Raw genomic sequence first — 17,322 nt, 5'->3', positions numbered from 1 at the left:
AAAAGAAGAAGAAAAATCGATGCACAAAGTGCTGCGTTAAGAGATAATTACGAAATGAACTTAAAGACACACACTCTTTTACGCCTAGGTCACAGCGAGTATCGCCCGTTGCAAGAGCAGGCGATTGACGCCCTGTGCTCAGGGCAGGACGTTTTGCTTGCCGCCCCCACAGGTGGTGGTAAATCTTTAGTCTACCAAGCTGCGGGGTTGATTAGACCTGGCGTCGCCATCATTGTCAGCCCTTTGTTGTCGCTGATGTCGCAGCAAGTAGAAGAATTGAACACAAAGGGCATTCGAGCCAAATTCCTGAACTCCACTTTGAACCCAGGTGAGCAAGACGACCTTGTTTGGGCGTTGCGTCATCATCATATTGATTTACTGTATCTCTCTCCGGAAAAACTGGTGCAATCTTCCGTTATTGGTTTTCTGCACAGTATAGATATTTCATTATTTGCCATCGATGAAGCACACTGCATTTCACAGTGGGGGCATTTTTTCCGCCCTGAATACAGCCAACTTGGTCAGTTAAAAGCGTTTTTTCCTCATGTGCCGATAATTGCTTTAACAGGAACAGTTGATAGTAAAACCATCAATACGATCCAAGAATCATTACAGCTTGTTGATTGCTTGGTAATGAAACACAGTTTTGATCGAGCCAATATTAAGCTTCAAATTGCCCAAAAACGTAAAGCAAAACAGCAAATATTGTATTTTTTGCACCATGAAGTTCCCGGTGAATCAGGCATCATTTATTGCCGTTCAAGAAAAAAGACCGACGAACTATCAAGTTGGTTACGTGGCTTAGGCTTGCCAAGTTTGAGCTATCATGCGGCTATGACCGACGAAGAGAAACAATCGAATCACGCTGTTTTCATAAAACAACATGGCACGATTATGGTGGCGACCACCGCTTACGGTATGGGAATCGATATTGCGCATGTCAGATTTGTGATTCATTTAGACTTACCAAGCAGTCCAGAAGCTTATTTTCAAGAGGTGGGAAGGGCAGGGCGCGACGGAAAGCCAGCTAAGTCGCTATTGCTTTATGGTTTGCAAGATATGCTCCAAGCCCAGCAATTCGCCGCGTTTAACCCGGTGGCGGCAGAAAAAGAGATGCAGCATTTAGGAAGCTTATTTCGCATTTTAGAGGGGCGAGGATGTCGGCGACAAAATTTACTGTCGCATTTTGATGAAGACATCCCTGCTTGCCAGCATTGTGACCGGTGCTTGACAAATCGGTCTGAGCAAAACATGACAACGGCCTGTCAAAAACTGTTGTCGCTAATTTATCACACAAAAGGTTTACAGCCGTTTGCCCTGCTTATTCAAGTTTTATTAGGCAAAAAAAGCAAATCTGTTTCTGCTATTAAGGGGGAATCCTTGCCGTTGTTTGGTAAAGGTAAGGAGCTCAACGAGGCACAGTGGAAGTCGGTTATTCGATATCTAATAGCATACGAATATATCTCCGTAGGGACGACAAGCTTCTTTACATTATATATCAATGAAAAAGCTCGGGGCGTACTGCAAGGTAAAGTGCAAATTATTATTCCTGCAGAACATTATTATCCTACACTGCCAGAAGATGTGCTGGTATCAGAGAGCACTAATTGGCACAAGATTTTGGCGTGGAAATACGCAGAGGGTATGACTTTAAGTGATACTCAGCTTAGGTTGATCAGTCTACATAAACCAACTTCGGTTGCGTCTTTAAGCCGTTTAACCGGATTGCCAAAAGAAAGTGTGGCGGTTTTTGCCGAATCGCTTATGAAAGTCATCCATGAAACTGACTCAGGTAGGTCTCATCTAGTATGTCCTTGAGTGCAAGAAAAACAACGCCAAATGACGAAATAGCAGCTGCACTTCAGCTTGTTTTTGAGCATGCGAACCAATGCTTTGCGACAGCGGATGCTTTTTTTGGCACGACATTTAAACGGTCAGTATGTAATTTGAAACAAAGAGGCAAGGCGGCTGGCACGGCGCACTTGCAAAAAAACGAGCTGCGTTTTAACTATTTTATGTATCAACAGAATCCGGCTGAGTTTTTAAACAGTGTGGTCCCACACGAAGTAGCGCACATGGTGGTCTACCAAATCTATGGCAACAGCGTAAAACCGCATGGCAAAGAATGGCAAGCGGTTATGTTTAGGGTTTTTGGTATCCGGCCAAACAGGACGCATACTTTTGATGTTCCCCCACAAAAAAGCAGCTATGAATATCACTGCTCTTGTCAAAAACATCATTTTAGCAAGCAACGTCATACTAGGGCTCAAAAAGGAACCGAGTATATTTGTAAAAAATGCCGTTGCTCTTTGCAATTTATGAGTAAAAAAAGCACTGTTGCATCGTAACTAATGATGGTAAAAATAGTGTTTTTTCATACAATTGACCTTAAGTTATCCATTTTTAATGCGATGACATCATCCTTATAGTAAGATAGGCGCGTTTTATTTACAGCGTATATATGATGGATTTATCTAATCGACCTAAAGAAAAATTGGAGCTCAATAAACTCCAAAAACGCCTTCGCAGATTAACAGGCCAAGCCATAGCTGATTTCAATATGATTGAAGATGGTGACAAGGTAATGGTGTGCTTATCTGGAGGCAAAGACTCTTATACTATGCTTGAGATTTTGCGAAACCTACAGGCCAGTGCACCAATAAAATTCAGTATAATTGCTGTAAACTTGGATCAGAAGCAACCAGGCTTTCCCGAGCACATTTTACCTGCTTATTTGGAAGAGCTGGGGGTGGATTTTCATATCTTAGAGCGTGATACTTACAGTATCGTCAAAGAAATTGTACCAGAAGGTAAAACAACGTGTGGGTTATGCTCGCGTTTGCGTCGTGGTTCGCTTTATGGCTTTGCTGAAGAAATTGGTGCGACCAAAATAGCATTGGGCCATCATAGAGACGATATTCTAGAAACATTATTCTTAAATATGTTTTTTGGTGGTAAATTGAAATCCATGCCGCCGAAATTATTGAGTGATGATGGAAAGCACATCGTGATTCGACCTTTGGCATACTGCAAAGAATCTGACATAGAAGTGTTTGCTCAAATGAAGGAATATCCCATTATTCCGTGTAACCTTTGTGGTTCTCAAGAGAATCTACAAAGACAAGTTGTTAAAGACATGTTACAAAAATGGGAAAAAGAGTTTCCAGGAAGAACGGAAACCATGTTCTCTGCTTTGCAAAATGTAGTTCCATCTCACTTAGCAGATACTGAATTGTTTGACTTTAAAGGGTTAAAGCAGTCGCCAGCGGCCTTTGACCGATTAAATATTATTTCATTATAGGATAATAGAAATGAATCTTACACAAAAAGCACTATTACTCACCGCCGGCATTTTGGGGTCTTCCATTGTTAATGCATCCTCTGCAGGGATTAGCTTAAATAACGACACAGTGAAGGGCGATATTGATGTAAATATGGGCTCTTTCGGTGTGAATGGTGGCATTTCCCATGATGATGACGCAAACACTTCAATGGCGCACGTTGGAGTGACCGTTGAAGATTCAGACACTAGCGGCCCACTTCAGGCAGGCTTGGGGATGCGTTTGTATGCAATCGATGCTAATTTAGACAGTAACACGGGCAATGATGATCTTTCTCTTGCGCTGGCATTAGGGGGATGGTACCGATATACATTTCCAGAAGCGAATCGTGTGAGCATTTACGGTTCTGTTTACTATACCCCAGAAGTTTTGGCGTTATCAAATTTGGACCATATGTATACTTACGAATTTCGTGCCGAATACATGACGATGCGCAATGCTCGAGCTTTTGTGAGCTATGGCAAGACCGTCACTGTATACGAGGACGATAGCCGTAAAGACATTAATAAAGGTCTTTCTATCGGTGCTACTGTCGATTTTTAATCTTATTTTGAGCAAATAAAAGGTGGCTTATGCCACCTTTTTATTTGCTGATTTGAATCAATCACCATTGAATGCACAAAGGCTGAAAACAGGGATATCACTGTCTCTAAGCTTTTGACTACCGCCAAGATCTGGTAAATCAATAATAGCAGCGACTTCTTTTATATTTGCTCCTTGTTTTGTTAAAAGTTCAATTGCTGCGAACAAGGTGCCTCCAGTTGCAATTAAATCATCAAATAACAACACGTTATCACCTGTATTCACTGCACCTTCTTGAATTTCTAATTCTGCTTCGCCATATTCCAAAGCGTACTTTTGTGAAATGGTTTTGCCCGGAAGTTTGCCTTTTTTACGCACTAATATAAGAGGCTTTTGCAGCTCATATGCCAATACGGCTGCAATTAAAAATCCTCTCGCATCAATACAAGCGATGTGCGTTATGTCTGTAGAGATGTAACGGTGAACATAAGCATCGACCACCATTCTCATGCCCTTAGGGTCACTGAAAATGGGAGTGATGTCTCGAAAGCTGATACCTTGTTTCGGCCAGTCTTCAACTGTTTGTATCAGTGATTTCACGTAAAAATCGTCATAGAGCATGTTGCAAGCGCCTCATCATATCAATCAAATGTTGGCGATTTTACCACAATCACTCGCAACCCCAACGAGTTTTTGTATCTCAGGGAAATCAATTATCTCAATTTCTTTGCCATCAACATGAATTAATTCACTTTTTTGAAAACGAGTAATGACTCGACTTACCGTTTCTACCGCCAAACCAAGATAATTGCCTATCTCGCCGCGGGACATAGATAAGCGGAAGGCGCTCGCAGAATAACCTCGCTTTTTGAATCGAGTCGATAGGTTCAGCAAAAAAGAGGCGACTTTTTCATCCGCATTTTTTTTGCCTAAGAGAACCATCATTTGCTGGTCATCGGAAATTTTTCGACTCATTACCTTAAATAGCTGATGCTTTAAAGAGGGGATTTGGGAAGATAACTCTTCAAGGTGACTAAAGGGGATTTCACACACCGTGGTTGTTTCTAACGCCTTTGCAGATACAGGATAAATATTGGAATCAATACCGCTTAGACCAACTAGCTCGCTAGGGCAATAGAAGCCTGTTATTTGTTCTTCACCATAGGAGGTGATATTAAAGGTTTTTAGTGTACCGGAACGAACCGCGTAAACAGAATCAAATGCTTCGCCTTGACGAAACAAAAAATCCCCTTTTTTCAATGGCTTTTTGCGTTCAATTATTTGATCCAGTCGATTGATGTCCTCATCCGCTAATGCAATGGGAAGACAAAGCGCACTTAAGCTACAGTTTTGACATTGCGAGGTAAGCGTACTATTAAATCGTGACTGTGTGTGTGTCATGGTCATGTGATTCTCCCTGATCTCGATCTATATAACTTTTGAGTATTTTATGGCGCCATTTAGATACTTATCGAAAACCATGCAAATGCAACGAATGAGTAATCTACCGCGATCTGTTACTTTAATGGTGGTCTGCATTCCACCATCATGGATTTCTAACATACCATCTTCGATCATGGGTGTTAGATTGTCCACTTCTATAGCAAAATAATCAAAGAAGCGGATGCTAAATTTCCTTTCAATCTCGTCGGTGTTCAGCTCAAATTGAGAAATTAGTGTCATTATTACTTGATGTCGAATTCGATCATCCAAATTGCTGATATAGCCTTTAGCGATCGCCAATTGACCTTTTTCAATACTATGTCGATACATAGTTAGGTCTGTATGGTTCTGTATATAAACGCCATTGAGATCACTGATAGCGGAGACCCCAAACGCCACTAAGTCAGTGCCAGCATGTGTTGTATAACCTTGGAAGTTACGCTGCAACTCTCCTTGTTTTTGAGCTTGTGCTAAGGTGTCATCGGGCTTGGCAAAATGATCCATGCCAATGTATTCATAGCCTGCGTCCATTAAGCGCTCAATGCCCATTCTCAATAAAGCGAGTTTCATATTGGAGGTCGGTAGGCTTTCGTCTAACAGACGTCTTTGAGCCGGAAAACGTTCTGGTAGGTGCGCATAATTAAAAAGAGAAATTCGTTCTGGAGACAAGGCGACCACTTTGTCTAACGTTTCTCGAAAGCCTTCTAAAGACTGATAGGGAAGACCATAAATCAGATCAAAATTAATTGATTTTATACCCATTTCACGGGCGTAAGTTACTAGGTTCGTTACCATCTTTAAGGGTTGGATTCTGTGTATTGCTTTCTGAACTTTACCATCAAAATCCTGAACGCCAATGCTGATTCGATTGATCCCCATTTGAGTTAAAAGCTTCAGCTTAGAATGACTGATTTCTCTCGGATCAATTTCAATGCTGTAGTCTTGTGTTCCGTCATTAATAAGAGTGAAATGCTGTTTAATGCTATTAAACAATATTTTAATTAACGCTTCAGTGAGAAACGTTGGCGTTCCGCCACCAAAATGCAGCTGCGTGACGGTTCGGGTATGGTCTAGCATTAAACTACGTAACCTCATTTCTTCACCCAGCAGCTCAACGTATTCAGCGCCTTTATCATATTGTTTAGTAACAATTTTATTACAAGCACAGTAGTAGCAAAGGTGGGCGCAAAACGGAATATGAAAATACAGACTGAGTGGTGCTTCAGACGATGTTAGCATCTTATCGATTAGCGCAATCTTGCTTATATTGGCATCAAATTGTGGCGCAGTTGGGTAAGAGGTATAGCGAGGCCCTGATAAATCATACTTACCAATAAGTTCAGAATCCCAAATCATGATGTGTTCCTATTAAAATTTCTAATAGGAGTTTACTCTTTAGTCCCTAGGCTCTTTCTGACCTAGATCAAGATTTACCACTGTGTTGCAAAAAAATAAGCCATTCAGTGCTAAGCCAGTGCTGCCAATTAGGTATAACGACGGCCATATTGTGCAATAACGCACTCACTATGTTCTCACTCCCTGATAAATTTGCTTTAATAACCCGCTCTTGATCAGCGCAGTTGCTATGCAAAGGTTTTTTCTATGAGCTCACCCTCATTTTATCTCGCTCATGGTGCCGGTGCAGGCCACCATAACGATTTTTTGATTCAGCTTTCGGCCGCTATTTCTGAACAAAGAAAGCAGTCGGTGCTTCCTGTCACTTTTTCCTATATGAAAGAGCAGGAGCATTCCCTAAAAAAAAGGCCACCTCCACGCTTTGTGACACTGGTTCCAGAATACCGTCATTACATCGAGCATGAAGAAGCTTGCGTTGTAGCAGGAAAGTCAATGGGAGGACGAGTTGCGACACAGCTTTCACATCTTCCTATGGTTAAAGCTATTGTGTGCTTTGGTTTCCCTTTTTATCCTGCTGGTAAGCCGGAAAAGAACAGACTGTCCTTTCTTTCTGATCTTAACGTGCCTTGTCTTATTATTCAGGGGACGAGAGATCAATTGGGGGGATACGATTGGGTAAGCCAACAAGACATACCAGAGAACGTTGACGTTGTGTGGATTGAAGGCGCAGACCATGACTTTAAAACATTAAAAAAATACAATAGAAATGTAAGCGATACCGTCACGCAGATCGCAAAAATCACTCACCAATGGCTAGTGAAAAACATCTGATTTTCAGGCTTTTTAACACCGTAGAGGAATATTATGGAACACCAAGCACTTCTTGATGCTACTGGTTTACTTTGCCCAGAACCGGTCATGCTTTTGCATGTAGAAATGCGTAAATTGACCGCCAAACAAGTTTTAAAGGTGATTGCGACAGATTCATCGACAACAAGAGACATTCCAAAGTTTTGTCAGTTTCTTGGTCATAAGCTTATCGAACAAAACCAGCAAGGGGATATTTATACCTATTGGATAGAAAAAAAAGAAAAATAAAAATCCCCCAGACTGGACTCAACAGCGTGGGGGATTCTATTAAGCACTAAAATTAAGCTACTTTTAACTTCTTGCCGTGCTCTTTTTGGCCAAGAATCGCACTTTGATAAATATGCTGAAAGCTTGAGAAAGCGACATCAATATCCAATCTAAGTTGACGAGCAACGTCATTTGATGAAATTAAGCCGCGTATGGTTTTTGTATCTTCATCAATCACTAATAAGTGCTGAAATTTATTGTTACGTTGGCTAAAAAGCAGAGATTCGATATCTGATTTTTGCAGTGATGTATAAGACAAAGCAAGCAGTGTTTCCTTTGCTCTCATCAAGTCGGCAACCATGAGCTCTGAGCGTTGATAACCGTTCGCAACCTGTTTAATGAACACATCTTCTGATAAGTCTTCAAGGCTTATCACTCCAATAAAGTGATTCTTCGCATCAACGACTATCTTCATGCGTACATGCTCTTTTCGCATTAACAAAACGAGCTCATCTGCGCGTGTGCTGGATTCTATGACTCGAGGGCCTGCTTTTTGAAAATCCGTAAAAACCGACAAAGCAGGGGAGTAGAGATTGGTGTTTGCAGTGGTTACAGGCCAAGTAAGATCGTTAACATCTTTTGTAGATACATAAGTTAGTGTTTTCATAATAAAATCCCAATGAAATAAATGAATAAATAAAAATGGGTAAGTTATATCGATGAAAACGGTGGGGCTCTTGGACTTGTACTGCCATTTAAGCGAGGTTTAATTGGGCGATGAAAGTAAGAAAAAGTCAGTGATGACGATGTCAGAGCTCTCTTTAAAAAAAAGCCCAGAGTAACATACGAGTTATCTGAGCTTTTATCTTGATCTGGGACAACGACTTCAGCAAACTTTTGCTCTACTGTAGGTTCAAGCCAGCGCAATTGGCTTCCCTCATGGGCACTAGCGCGTTGCGTTATCATCAATATAGACGATATGACAACAGTAATGATCATGAGTAATTGAATTTTCATAGCAGCGCCTAAACCTGACTTTGTTCTACATCTAGAATATAGGCTTGCCTTTCTGTAAATCCCAGTGTTTTTTATAAAATGACTTATATTTTCACTATCTGATGTTTTATTAATGAATCATGACTTAATGCTACAAAAACACTTAATATTCAAACAAGGGTTAGTAAAAGGGTGGCTCCCTAACCATTATTTGAATAATTAATACTTCTCAACACTACACCGAGGCTGCAGGCAGCATAATGACAGCCTCTCCGGTGACTACCACTTTCCCTTCACATTCACACACCGTTTTTAATGTTGCGCGACGACGACGTTCGTTGATGTCTATGACCGTCACAGTAGTGACCACCTCTTGACCAATAAAGACAGGCGCCCGAAATTTAAGCGATTGTTCAAGATAAATGCAGCCAGGCCCAGGTAGTTGTGTGCCAATTGCCGCGGAGATAAAGCCAGCCGTTAGCATGCCATGGGCAATAGGCTGTCCAAATGATGTGCTTGCAGCGTATTCGGCGTCTAAATGAACGGGGTTTGTGTCACCTGTCACTTCTGCGAAAGCATGCACGTCTGCTTCGGTCACTACTTTACGATATTCAACACTTTGCTCAATGGAAAGTTGCTCTAATGTATAACCAGTCGTCATTACCAATCCTTATTTTGTCATTTTCGGTTATGGTACACTTTCGTTAGACTATTCTTAAGAGGTATCTATGGTTAAGTTGGTAATTTTTGATTGGGACGGTACCTTGTTTGATTCTATTGATAAAATCTGCCTAAGTATGTTGCAGGCTGGGGAATTAGCCAACGCACCCGGCAGACAAACAGACGACGTGAAAAACATCATTGGTCTTTCTCTCGATAAAGCCGTTTCTGTGATTTGGCCAGAACTCAATAAAAATGAGTGTGATGTCATTATCGAGCACTATAAATACCTCTACAGGGCTGCGGACCAAACACCTCCAAAGGCTTACGACGGTGTTATGGACGTATTAGAAAAACTTCACTCAGCGAACATAAAAATGGCGGTAGCGACCGGAAAGAGTCGAAGAGGTCTGGATAGAGTCATGACGGCAACGAAAACGGGGCATTATTTCAGCTCAACTCGCTGCGCAGACGAAACTTTGTCTAAACCTCACCCATTAATGCTTGAACAAATATTGACAGAACTCAGTCTTTCCCCAGATCAAGCTATCATGGTGGGAGACACAGAATACGATTTAAACATGGCAACTAACGCAGGCATGAAGAGTGTTGGCGTTACCTACGGAGCTCACAGTAAAGCTCGTTTAGAAGCGCTTCAACCATACGGTTTACTTAATAACTTCAATCAATTAACGACTATTTTAGGTTTATAACGCCATGAGCTGGACAGAAGACGAAGATCAACAGAAATCCCTTGAAAAAAAGCATGAGACAGCGGAATCGCGTACGGAAGATGCGCAAGATTCAGAACGACTTGATCCAAATAAAGAGATTTGGGCGTTACTGGAAAAAACGCTCAATGACAATTTAATTGAAAAACGACGCGCTAGACGCTGGAGGATATTCTTTCGCTTTACAACGTTAGCGATTTTCTTAGCCGTTATCGGTGGCTGGTTTGCAAAATCCAATTTCCAAGATGTCAGCTTAGAAGGCGATGTGGTGGCCATGATTCCTATGCGGGGTGTGATCGGCGCTGACAGTGAGATTGAATCCTCTGAATTTGTTGGTTTGTTGGATGCCGCTTACCAAAACTCCCGCCTAAAAGGTGTCGTGATTGAAATGAACAGCCCAGGGGGAAGCCCCGTTCATTCTGGCATAATTTATGATGCCATTCGTGCCAAAGAGCAAAGTCATCCTGATATTCCAGTGTTCGTGGTGATTGAAGATATGGCGGCATCAGGAGGCTATTATATTGCTTCCGCTGCCAGTGAGATCTACGCGGATAAAGCCAGTTTAGTTGGCTCAATTGGGGTGATTTCATCTGGTTTTGATGCCAGCAATTTGCTCGAAAAAATTGGCGTAGAACGACGTTCGTTTACAGCGGGTCGCAACAAAGCCTTTTTGGATCCGTTCGCACCAATGACCGAAGAAGCGAAAACCAAATGGCAGGCGGTGCTAGACGAAACCCATCAGCAATTTATTGATGCCGTAAAAGAAGGTCGAGGAGACAGGCTCGTTATCACCGACGATGTTTTCTCGGGTATGGTATTTACTGGCTCGCAGGCCGTAAAGATCGGCTTGATTGATGGCTTAGCGAGTGTCAACGACATCTTAAATACGCGATTCCCCAACGCAGAGCCTCTTTTCTACGAGCCCAAGCAAGACTCTTGGAAGGAGCTTGCGAAAGAGCTTGGTGTGGAGGTAGCGACAAAAGTTCTTAACCGTACCAATCTTCAATAATATGTCATTCATATAACTCAGCCCCTTCGGGGGCTTTTTTGTTGCCAAAAATAACCAGCATCCAGCACTGAGTTGTAATAGGCCATCAAGCTCCAAAGGTTGCATCATATGAAAAATAAAATATATTTGATAATATAAATACATATTTTATTTAATTCGCTTTCATTACTTAATGGATGACATCATGGCTCGCAAAGCAAACATAGCAAGAGAAGAAATCCACCAAGCCTGCTGGCTGTTATTAGAGCAAAATAGCTTCCCCAATATCCCACGCTTGGCAGAGCATTTTTTGCAACAAGATGGTCGACGTTGCTCCAATACCACCCTAATGAATGCCATCGCGAAATGGGAAGACACATACAAAGAATATCAACAACACCAATTAAAAGAGTTAAACGATGTTCTCGGACCGGTTTTTAAGCGTTTTTCACGAGAAGTAACTCAGCAACTTGGGCAATTGTTGGATGAAAAAACGACAGAAATAGAGCAACACCAACTACGTAAGCAAGAGGCAACACAAAGCGGCTACCTTTCCTTATCGTCAGCACTAATCGAACTGCAAACCGCCCATGATACATTGACGATAGAATGTCAAAAAAGAACAGAAGAAGCCGAAAACCTGAAGCAAAAATGGGGGTTTAGCGAACAAAGATACCAAGAGGTGATGGCGCAAAATGCGGTGTTGACCAGCCAGATCCAGCAAGAACAAAAAGACAACTCTGAGCTACGTCTCAACCTCGCTCAAAAAGAAGTAGACTTAGCCAAACAAGACAATCAACTAGCATTGCTAAAAGAAGAAAACGCAAGGCTCGCGACAGAACTCTTCGATCGTCAAAATACGCAACGCGTGGATGAGGACAAAAAATGGCAAGAAATGTCAAAAAAACTGGAGGAAATCACTCACTCAGTGAAAACCATACAACGCAAAGATAGAGGCTCGAAACAATAACCGTTATAATGCCTTACTCGCTGTATTTGCGCATTCATTATTAAGAAGAGAAGATGAGCAACAAACAATCCGCTATTCGTGATTTAACCACCATCAAAGACTTCATTCGCTGGACTTTTAGCCGTTTTCAAAGGTCGGACTTGTTTTACGGTCACGGCACAGATAACCCCTGGGACGAAGCCGTTCACCTTGTCATGGGGGCATTAAAGCTTCCGCTCGACTTTGATCGCGATATGTTAGATTGCGCACTGACCTATAATGAAAAGAAGCATATTCTTAAATTAGTACAAACGCGCATTACCAAACGTGAACCGCTACCATACTTGTTAGGCGAAGCTTGGTTTATGGGGCTGCCATTTAAAGTCACCAAAGACACATTAATTCCACGTTCACCAATCCTGTCTTTATTGGAAAGTGAATTTACGCCTTGGCTGAAAAATTATCCATTTCACATATTAGATATGTGCACAGGTTCAGGGTGTTTGGGGATTGCGGCGGCGTTGGTTTTTGAAGACGCCAACGTCGATATTTCCGATATCAGTGAAGCGGCATTGTTGGTCGCTAATGAAAACATCGCTCGCCACCAAGTGGAAGACCGAGTTCATGCTATTCATTCTGATATGTTTAAAAGCCTAACGGGCAAGCAATACGACCTGATTATTTGTAATCCTCCTTATGTTGATGCGGATGATTTCCAGAATGCCCCGGCAGAATTTCATAATGAACCAGAATTAGCCTTAACATCCGGTGAAGATGGACTTAATTTCACCCACGAATTTTTAGCCCAAGTCGCGCATTATCTGCAAGATGACGGTATATTAGTATACGAAGTAGGAAACACCGAGGTCGCTTTACAAGCCGCTTACCCTAACATTCCATTTATGTGGGTAGAATTAGAGCAGGGTGGCAACGGCGTTTTTATCCTAACGAAAGAACAACTTAGTGAACTATTACAAGAGCAGAAATAAATTATGTCTGGTAATACATTTGGAACACTTTTTAAAGTCACCACCTTTGGTGAAAGTCATGGTCTTGCGCTTGGTGCCATTATTGATGGTTGTCCTCCGGGCCTTGAAATTTGCGAAGCGGATTTACAGCGTGATTTGGACCTGCGTAAACCTGGCACCTCAAAATACACCACTCAACGTCGCGAAGCTGATGAAGTTAAGATTCTATCGGGTGTTTTTGAAGGTAAAACCACAGGAACCCCCATTGGTTTAATGATCGAAAACACCGATCAGCGCTCGAAAGATTATGGCAACATCGCAGACACTTTCCGTCCAGCCCACGCAGATTACACATACGATCAAAAATACGGCTTCCGCGATTATCGTGGTGGCGGTCGTTCGTCTGCTCGTGAGACGGCGATGCGTGTTGCCGCAGGCGCCATTGCTAAGAAATATTTAAAGCAACAATTTGGTATCGAAATCCAAGGTTTCTTGTCGCAACTTGGTCCAATAAAATTGGAAGTCAAAGACCTAAGCCAAGTCTACGACAACAGCTTTTTCAGCCCAGATCCAGATGCGATTCCACAACTTGAAGAATACATGACAGCGTTACGTCGTGAAGGCGATTCAGTGGGCGCGAAGATCACCGTTATTGCAAAGAACGTAATGCCAGGTTTAGGCGAGCCAGTATTTGACCGTCTCGATGCAGACATTGCCAAAGCCATTATGAGTATTAACGCTGTAAAAGGCGTTGAAATTGGTGATGGTTTTGATGTTGTCGAACAAAAAGGCAGCCAACATCGCGACGAAATGACACCAGAAGGGTTTCTGAGTAATCACGCAGGTGGTGTACTGGGTGGCATTTCATCTGGACAGGATATTGTGGTTCACATGGCATTAAAACCAACATCAAGCATCACCATTCCTGGTAAAAGCATTGACCGTGCCGGCAATCCTATAGAAGTCATTACCAAAGGCCGTCATGATCCTTGTGTTGGTATTCGCGCAACGCCCATTGCCGAAGCAATGCTAGCGTTAACCATCATGGATCACTTGCTCAGACACCGAGCGCAAAATGCCGATGTTGTTTGCCCAACGCCCATCATTAAAGGGCAAGCTTAACGCACATACATTAGTGCTTTAACAAGCCGCTATTGATCATTCTAGATGATAATAGCGGCTTTTTTATTCATCTAAAGCCATCAACGAGATTGCCTATATGACCATGAAAGCAGACTCCACTGTCATCAGAATTTGTGTCGGATCCACTAATCCCGTCAAAGTGAATGCTGCGAAACAAGCCTTTTCACAAACGTTTCCCAATCACATCATTCATTGTAAAGAGATGCATGCGCCATCTGGTGTTGCCGATCAGCCAATGACAGAAGCAGACACTCGTCTTGGTGCACAAAACCGAGCACGTTACTGTTTTGAACAGAATGACTTAGCTGATCAGGGCAGTCAAAGTATGGATTTTTGTGTCGCTATGGAAGGGGGGGTTGATGAATTCGAGGAGGGCGCAGCAACGTTTGCGTATGTCGCGATTGTAAATAGTGACGGGGATTTAATGACGGGCCGCTCTGCAAATTTGCCTTTACCTCCGAAAGTGTACGCGCACCTATTAGCTGGTGAAGAGCTTGGGTTAGTCATGGACGCATTATTTAATACCAACAACATTCGACAAAAAGGCGGTGCGATAGGGTTATTAACGAATCATGCCGCCACACGGGAAAGCATCTATACACAGGCTTTAATACTGGCATTAGCGCCAGCATTACACCCACAACATTACCTTTAAACTTTCAAAATGTGCAGTTAAACAATGAAATATCAATGGATCCTATTTGACGCGGATGAAACACTTTTCCATTTCGACAACTTTGCCGGCCTAAAACACATGTTTGCTCAACATAGTATACATTTTGAGCAAAGCGACTTTGATGAGTATCAAGTCGTTAATAAACAGCTCTGGGTAGACTATCAAAACGGCCAAATTAGTGCCGAACAGTTACAAACACGCCGTTTTGCACTGTGGAGCGAACGATTATCCATCAGCACAAAAGAGCTGAATAAGCAGTTTTTAGATGCCATGGCGGATATCTGCAAAACCATACCAGGCGCTGTTGAACTTGTGACACATTTGCATGCAAACAAAGTAAATATGGGCATCATTACCAATGGTTTTGCTCAATTGCAGACAGTGCGTTTAGAGCGTACAGGATTTTTACCGTATTTTTCACCCGTTGTGATTTCCGAGCTCGTTGGTGTTGCCAAGCCACATCCAAGTATTTTTCAATACGCGTTAGAGCAAATGGGATCCCCAGATAAAAATCAGGTATTGATGGTCGGCGACACGTTAGAATCGGACATTCTTGGTGGCAACAACTTTGGCTTCGATACATGCTGGCTCAATCGCCACAACAAAACACACACAGAAGAGATTCGACCCACATACCAAGTCAATTCACTGACTGAATTACTGGAACGATTTAAAGAATAAATAAAAGCTTAAAATTAGGCCATAGCACTGCAATAACAGGCTTATTCACTATTTCCGATAATAACATTTATCGGAAATAGTGAGAGTAAATAGATAGCTTTTAATGCGACTAAGTCTTCCTAATGTTCAACACACAAACAATCATGGTTGGCACTCAGGTTTAATCTCATTTTTTAACCTAAGTACCAACCAACGCCTTTTATTTCAATATATTAAAAATTAGTGCCCACCCATTATTTTTTCGATTTCTTTCGGATCGTTGTGAACAGCAAATTTATCCACCACCGTTTCAGTGGCTGCATTCATACCCACGAGTTCGACGTCAGCACCTTCACGGCGGAATTTAATCACCACCTTGTCTAACGAGGAAACGGACGTAATATCCCAAAAATGCGCATTGGTTAAATCAATCACCACTTTATCGACTGCTTCTTTAAAATCAAAGGATTCAACAAAGGCTTCTGAGGATGCAAAAAACACCTGACCAATTACGCGGTATGTACGCACAGATTGATCACCACTTTGTTCTGCTTTCACTATCATGAAACGGCCAATTTTATTGGCAAAGAACAAGGTAGCCAACAAGACTCCGACGAATACACCCAATGCAAGATTATGAGTCCACACCACAATAACAACCGTTGTCACCATAACAATATTGGTGGATAACGGGTGTTTTTTAAGATTGGTAATGGAGCTCCAAGAGAAAGTACCAATTGACACCATGATCATCACCGCAACCAATGCGGCCATGGGGATTTGTTTTATCCACTCACCCAAAAACACCACCATAATTAAAAGAAGTGTCCCTGCAATAAAGGTGGACAAGCGCCCTCTACCACCCGATTTTACGTTGATAATCGATTGACCTATCATGGCACAACCCGCCATACCACCGAGTAAGCCAGATCCTATATTAGCAATACCTTGCCCCTTACATTCACGATTACGATCGCTCTTTGTATCAGTAAGGTCATCAACAATGGCCGCTGTCATCATGGATTCCAATAAGCCAACCACCGCTAAACCGATAGAATAAGGTAAGATTATTAATAGAGTGTCTAGGTTTAAAGGCACGTCAGGCCACAAAAAGATCGGCAAGGTATCAGGCAGTTCGCCCATATCACCAACGGTACGAATATCTATTCCCACTATCATAGCGAAAGCCGTCAATACCACGATACATACCAAAGGTGAAGGCAAGGTTTTACCAATCACAGGCAGATAAGGAAAAAGATAAATAATGCCTAAACCTGCAGCTGTCATAGCGTAAACGTGCCATGTTACATTGGTGAGCTCTGGTAACTGCGCCATAAAAATCAGTATCGCCAAAGCATTGACAAATCCTGTCACCACAGACCGCGAGACAAACCGCATCAAACTGCCTAACTTTATGTAGCCAGCAATAATTTGAATCACACCCGTTAGCAAGGTGGCCGCTAACAAATATTCCAAGCCATGCTCTTTTACCAAAGTCACCATAAGCAAAGCCATGGCGCCAGTCGCGGCCGAAATCATACCTGGACGACCACCAACGAAGGCAATAACGACGGCGATACAAAAAGAGGCATACAAGCCCACTTTTGGATCAACGCCAGCAATAATAGAGAACGCGATGGCTTCTGGGATTAAAGCCAATGCCACCACAATACCAGCCAATACATCTCCACGAATATTGGAGAACCATTCCATTTTCATTTTTTCGAGCATAAGTTACCTTTTATCAGCACACCAACACAGCCGCATACCTCTGCGAAGCGCTAGTATCTTCCAGTTAGAAACCGTTAAATT

Annotated in this window: 20 protein-coding genes; 13 read left to right on the top strand and 7 right to left on the bottom strand. The window is 42.3% G+C overall.

Annotated elements, in window-relative coordinates; all coding sequences use genetic code 11:
• Positions 1–54: 54 nt before the first annotated feature.
• From DK187_RS15325 to DK187_RS15310, 4 genes are all read left to right on the top strand, one after another.
• Positions 55–1,818: a RecQ family ATP-dependent DNA helicase gene (locus DK187_RS15325; RefSeq protein WP_111608211.1), complete on the top strand. Its 1,764-nt coding sequence runs from the start codon at positions 55–57 to the stop codon at positions 1,816–1,818.
• On the top strand, positions 1,815–2,348 hold the full coding sequence (locus DK187_RS15320) for a SprT family zinc-dependent metalloprotease (protein WP_373289504.1): 534 nt from the start codon (positions 1,815–1,817) through the stop codon (positions 2,346–2,348). The genes DK187_RS15325 and DK187_RS15320 overlap by 4 nt, the downstream gene beginning before the upstream one ends.
• Positions 2,349–2,461: 113 nt before the next feature.
• The gene (gene ttcA, locus DK187_RS15315) at positions 2,462–3,301 is read left to right on the top strand and encodes a tRNA 2-thiocytidine(32) synthetase TtcA (RefSeq protein ID WP_111608209.1); all 840 of its coding nucleotides are present in this window, start codon (positions 2,462–2,464) and stop codon (positions 3,299–3,301) included.
• Positions 3,302–3,311: 10 nt separating this feature from the next.
• On the top strand, positions 3,312–3,884 hold the full coding sequence (locus DK187_RS15310) for a YfaZ family outer membrane protein (protein ID WP_111608208.1): 573 nt from the start codon (positions 3,312–3,314) through the stop codon (positions 3,882–3,884).
• Between the two features lie 57 nt (positions 3,885–3,941).
• Here DK187_RS15310 and DK187_RS15305 read toward each other — a convergent pair whose 3' ends face one another.
• From DK187_RS15305 to hemN, 3 genes are read right to left on the bottom strand one after another with little or no spacing between them, the layout of a single operon-like run.
• A complete protein-coding gene (locus DK187_RS15305) occupies positions 3,942–4,484 on the bottom strand; it encodes an adenine phosphoribosyltransferase (RefSeq protein ID WP_111608207.1) in 543 nt (180 codons plus the stop codon).
• Between the two features lie 24 nt (positions 4,485–4,508).
• Positions 4,509–5,270, bottom strand: coding sequence for a fumarate/nitrate reduction transcriptional regulator Fnr (gene fnr, locus DK187_RS15300; protein WP_111608206.1), 762 nt, complete (start codon positions 5,268–5,270; stop codon positions 4,509–4,511).
• 21 nt (positions 5,271–5,291) lie between these two features.
• Positions 5,292–6,662: an oxygen-independent coproporphyrinogen III oxidase gene (hemN, locus tag DK187_RS15295; protein ID WP_111608205.1), complete on the bottom strand. Its 1,371-nt coding sequence runs from the start codon at positions 6,660–6,662 to the stop codon at positions 5,292–5,294.
• 246 nt (positions 6,663–6,908) lie between these two features.
• Here hemN and DK187_RS15290 point away from each other — a divergent pair, with 246 nt between their 5' ends.
• Together DK187_RS15290 and tusA are read left to right on the top strand one after the other, a co-directional pair.
• Complete coding sequence (locus DK187_RS15290) at positions 6,909–7,493, top strand: alpha/beta family hydrolase (protein ID WP_111608204.1); 585 nt, start codon at positions 6,909–6,911, stop codon at positions 7,491–7,493.
• Between the two features lie 33 nt (positions 7,494–7,526).
• Positions 7,527–7,760 (top strand): sulfurtransferase TusA, encoded by a 234-nt coding sequence (gene tusA / locus DK187_RS15285; RefSeq protein ID WP_111608203.1) that lies wholly within the window; start codon positions 7,527–7,529, stop codon positions 7,758–7,760.
• 52 nt (positions 7,761–7,812) lie between these two features.
• On the opposite strand, the gene DK187_RS15280 is transcribed toward tusA, so the two are convergent.
• From DK187_RS15280 to DK187_RS15270, 3 genes are all read right to left on the bottom strand, one after another.
• Positions 7,813–8,406: a CBS domain-containing protein gene (locus DK187_RS15280; RefSeq protein WP_111608202.1), complete on the bottom strand. Its 594-nt coding sequence runs from the start codon at positions 8,404–8,406 to the stop codon at positions 7,813–7,815.
• Positions 8,407–8,450: 44 nt separating this feature from the next.
• Positions 8,451–8,756 (bottom strand): hypothetical protein, encoded by a 306-nt coding sequence (locus DK187_RS15275; protein ID WP_111608201.1) that lies wholly within the window; start codon positions 8,754–8,756, stop codon positions 8,451–8,453.
• A 214-nt stretch (positions 8,757–8,970) separates the two neighbouring features.
• Positions 8,971–9,396 (bottom strand): MaoC family dehydratase, encoded by a 426-nt coding sequence (locus DK187_RS15270; protein WP_111608200.1) that lies wholly within the window; start codon positions 9,394–9,396, stop codon positions 8,971–8,973.
• A gap of 67 nt (positions 9,397–9,463) precedes the next feature.
• Between DK187_RS15270 and DK187_RS15265 the strand changes: the two genes are divergently transcribed.
• The 7 genes from DK187_RS15265 (at position 9,464) to yjjG (ending at position 15,531) form a co-directional block, all read left to right on the top strand.
• Positions 9,464–10,108 (top strand): HAD-IA family hydrolase, encoded by a 645-nt coding sequence (locus DK187_RS15265; RefSeq protein WP_111608199.1) that lies wholly within the window; start codon positions 9,464–9,466, stop codon positions 10,106–10,108.
• 4 nt (positions 10,109–10,112) lie between these two features.
• A complete protein-coding gene (sppA, locus tag DK187_RS15260; RefSeq protein ID WP_111608198.1) occupies positions 10,113–11,135 on the top strand; it encodes a signal peptide peptidase SppA in 1,023 nt (340 codons plus the stop codon).
• Between the two features lie 184 nt (positions 11,136–11,319).
• Entirely contained in the window at positions 11,320–12,084 is a 765-nt protein-coding gene (locus DK187_RS15255) for a hypothetical protein (RefSeq protein ID WP_111608197.1), read from the top strand.
• Between the two features lie 53 nt (positions 12,085–12,137).
• Complete coding sequence (prmB, locus tag DK187_RS15250) at positions 12,138–13,052, top strand: 50S ribosomal protein L3 N(5)-glutamine methyltransferase (RefSeq protein WP_111608196.1); 915 nt, start codon at positions 12,138–12,140, stop codon at positions 13,050–13,052.
• A gap of 3 nt (positions 13,053–13,055) precedes the next feature.
• On the top strand, positions 13,056–14,153 hold the full coding sequence (aroC, locus tag DK187_RS15245; protein ID WP_111608195.1) for a chorismate synthase: 1,098 nt from the start codon (positions 13,056–13,058) through the stop codon (positions 14,151–14,153).
• A 97-nt stretch (positions 14,154–14,250) separates the two neighbouring features.
• Positions 14,251–14,829: an inosine/xanthosine triphosphatase gene (gene yjjX, locus DK187_RS15240; protein WP_111608194.1), complete on the top strand. Its 579-nt coding sequence runs from the start codon at positions 14,251–14,253 to the stop codon at positions 14,827–14,829.
• Between the two features lie 24 nt (positions 14,830–14,853).
• The gene (gene yjjG, locus DK187_RS15235) at positions 14,854–15,531 is read left to right on the top strand and encodes a pyrimidine 5'-nucleotidase (RefSeq protein WP_111608193.1); all 678 of its coding nucleotides are present in this window, start codon (positions 14,854–14,856) and stop codon (positions 15,529–15,531) included.
• Between the two features lie 219 nt (positions 15,532–15,750).
• Here yjjG and DK187_RS15230 read toward each other — a convergent pair whose 3' ends face one another.
• Positions 15,751–17,241: a SulP family inorganic anion transporter gene (locus DK187_RS15230; protein ID WP_111608192.1), complete on the bottom strand. Its 1,491-nt coding sequence runs from the start codon at positions 17,239–17,241 to the stop codon at positions 15,751–15,753.
• Positions 17,242–17,322: the final 81 nt, after the last annotated feature.

Origin of the sequence: Marinomonas arctica (assembly GCF_003259225.1) — a bacterium.
Taxonomy (GTDB): Bacteria; Pseudomonadota; Gammaproteobacteria; order Pseudomonadales; family Marinomonadaceae; genus Marinomonas; species Marinomonas arctica.
Note: the sequence above shows the minus strand (reverse complement) of the source record. Positions and strands in the feature narration are given on the sequence as shown.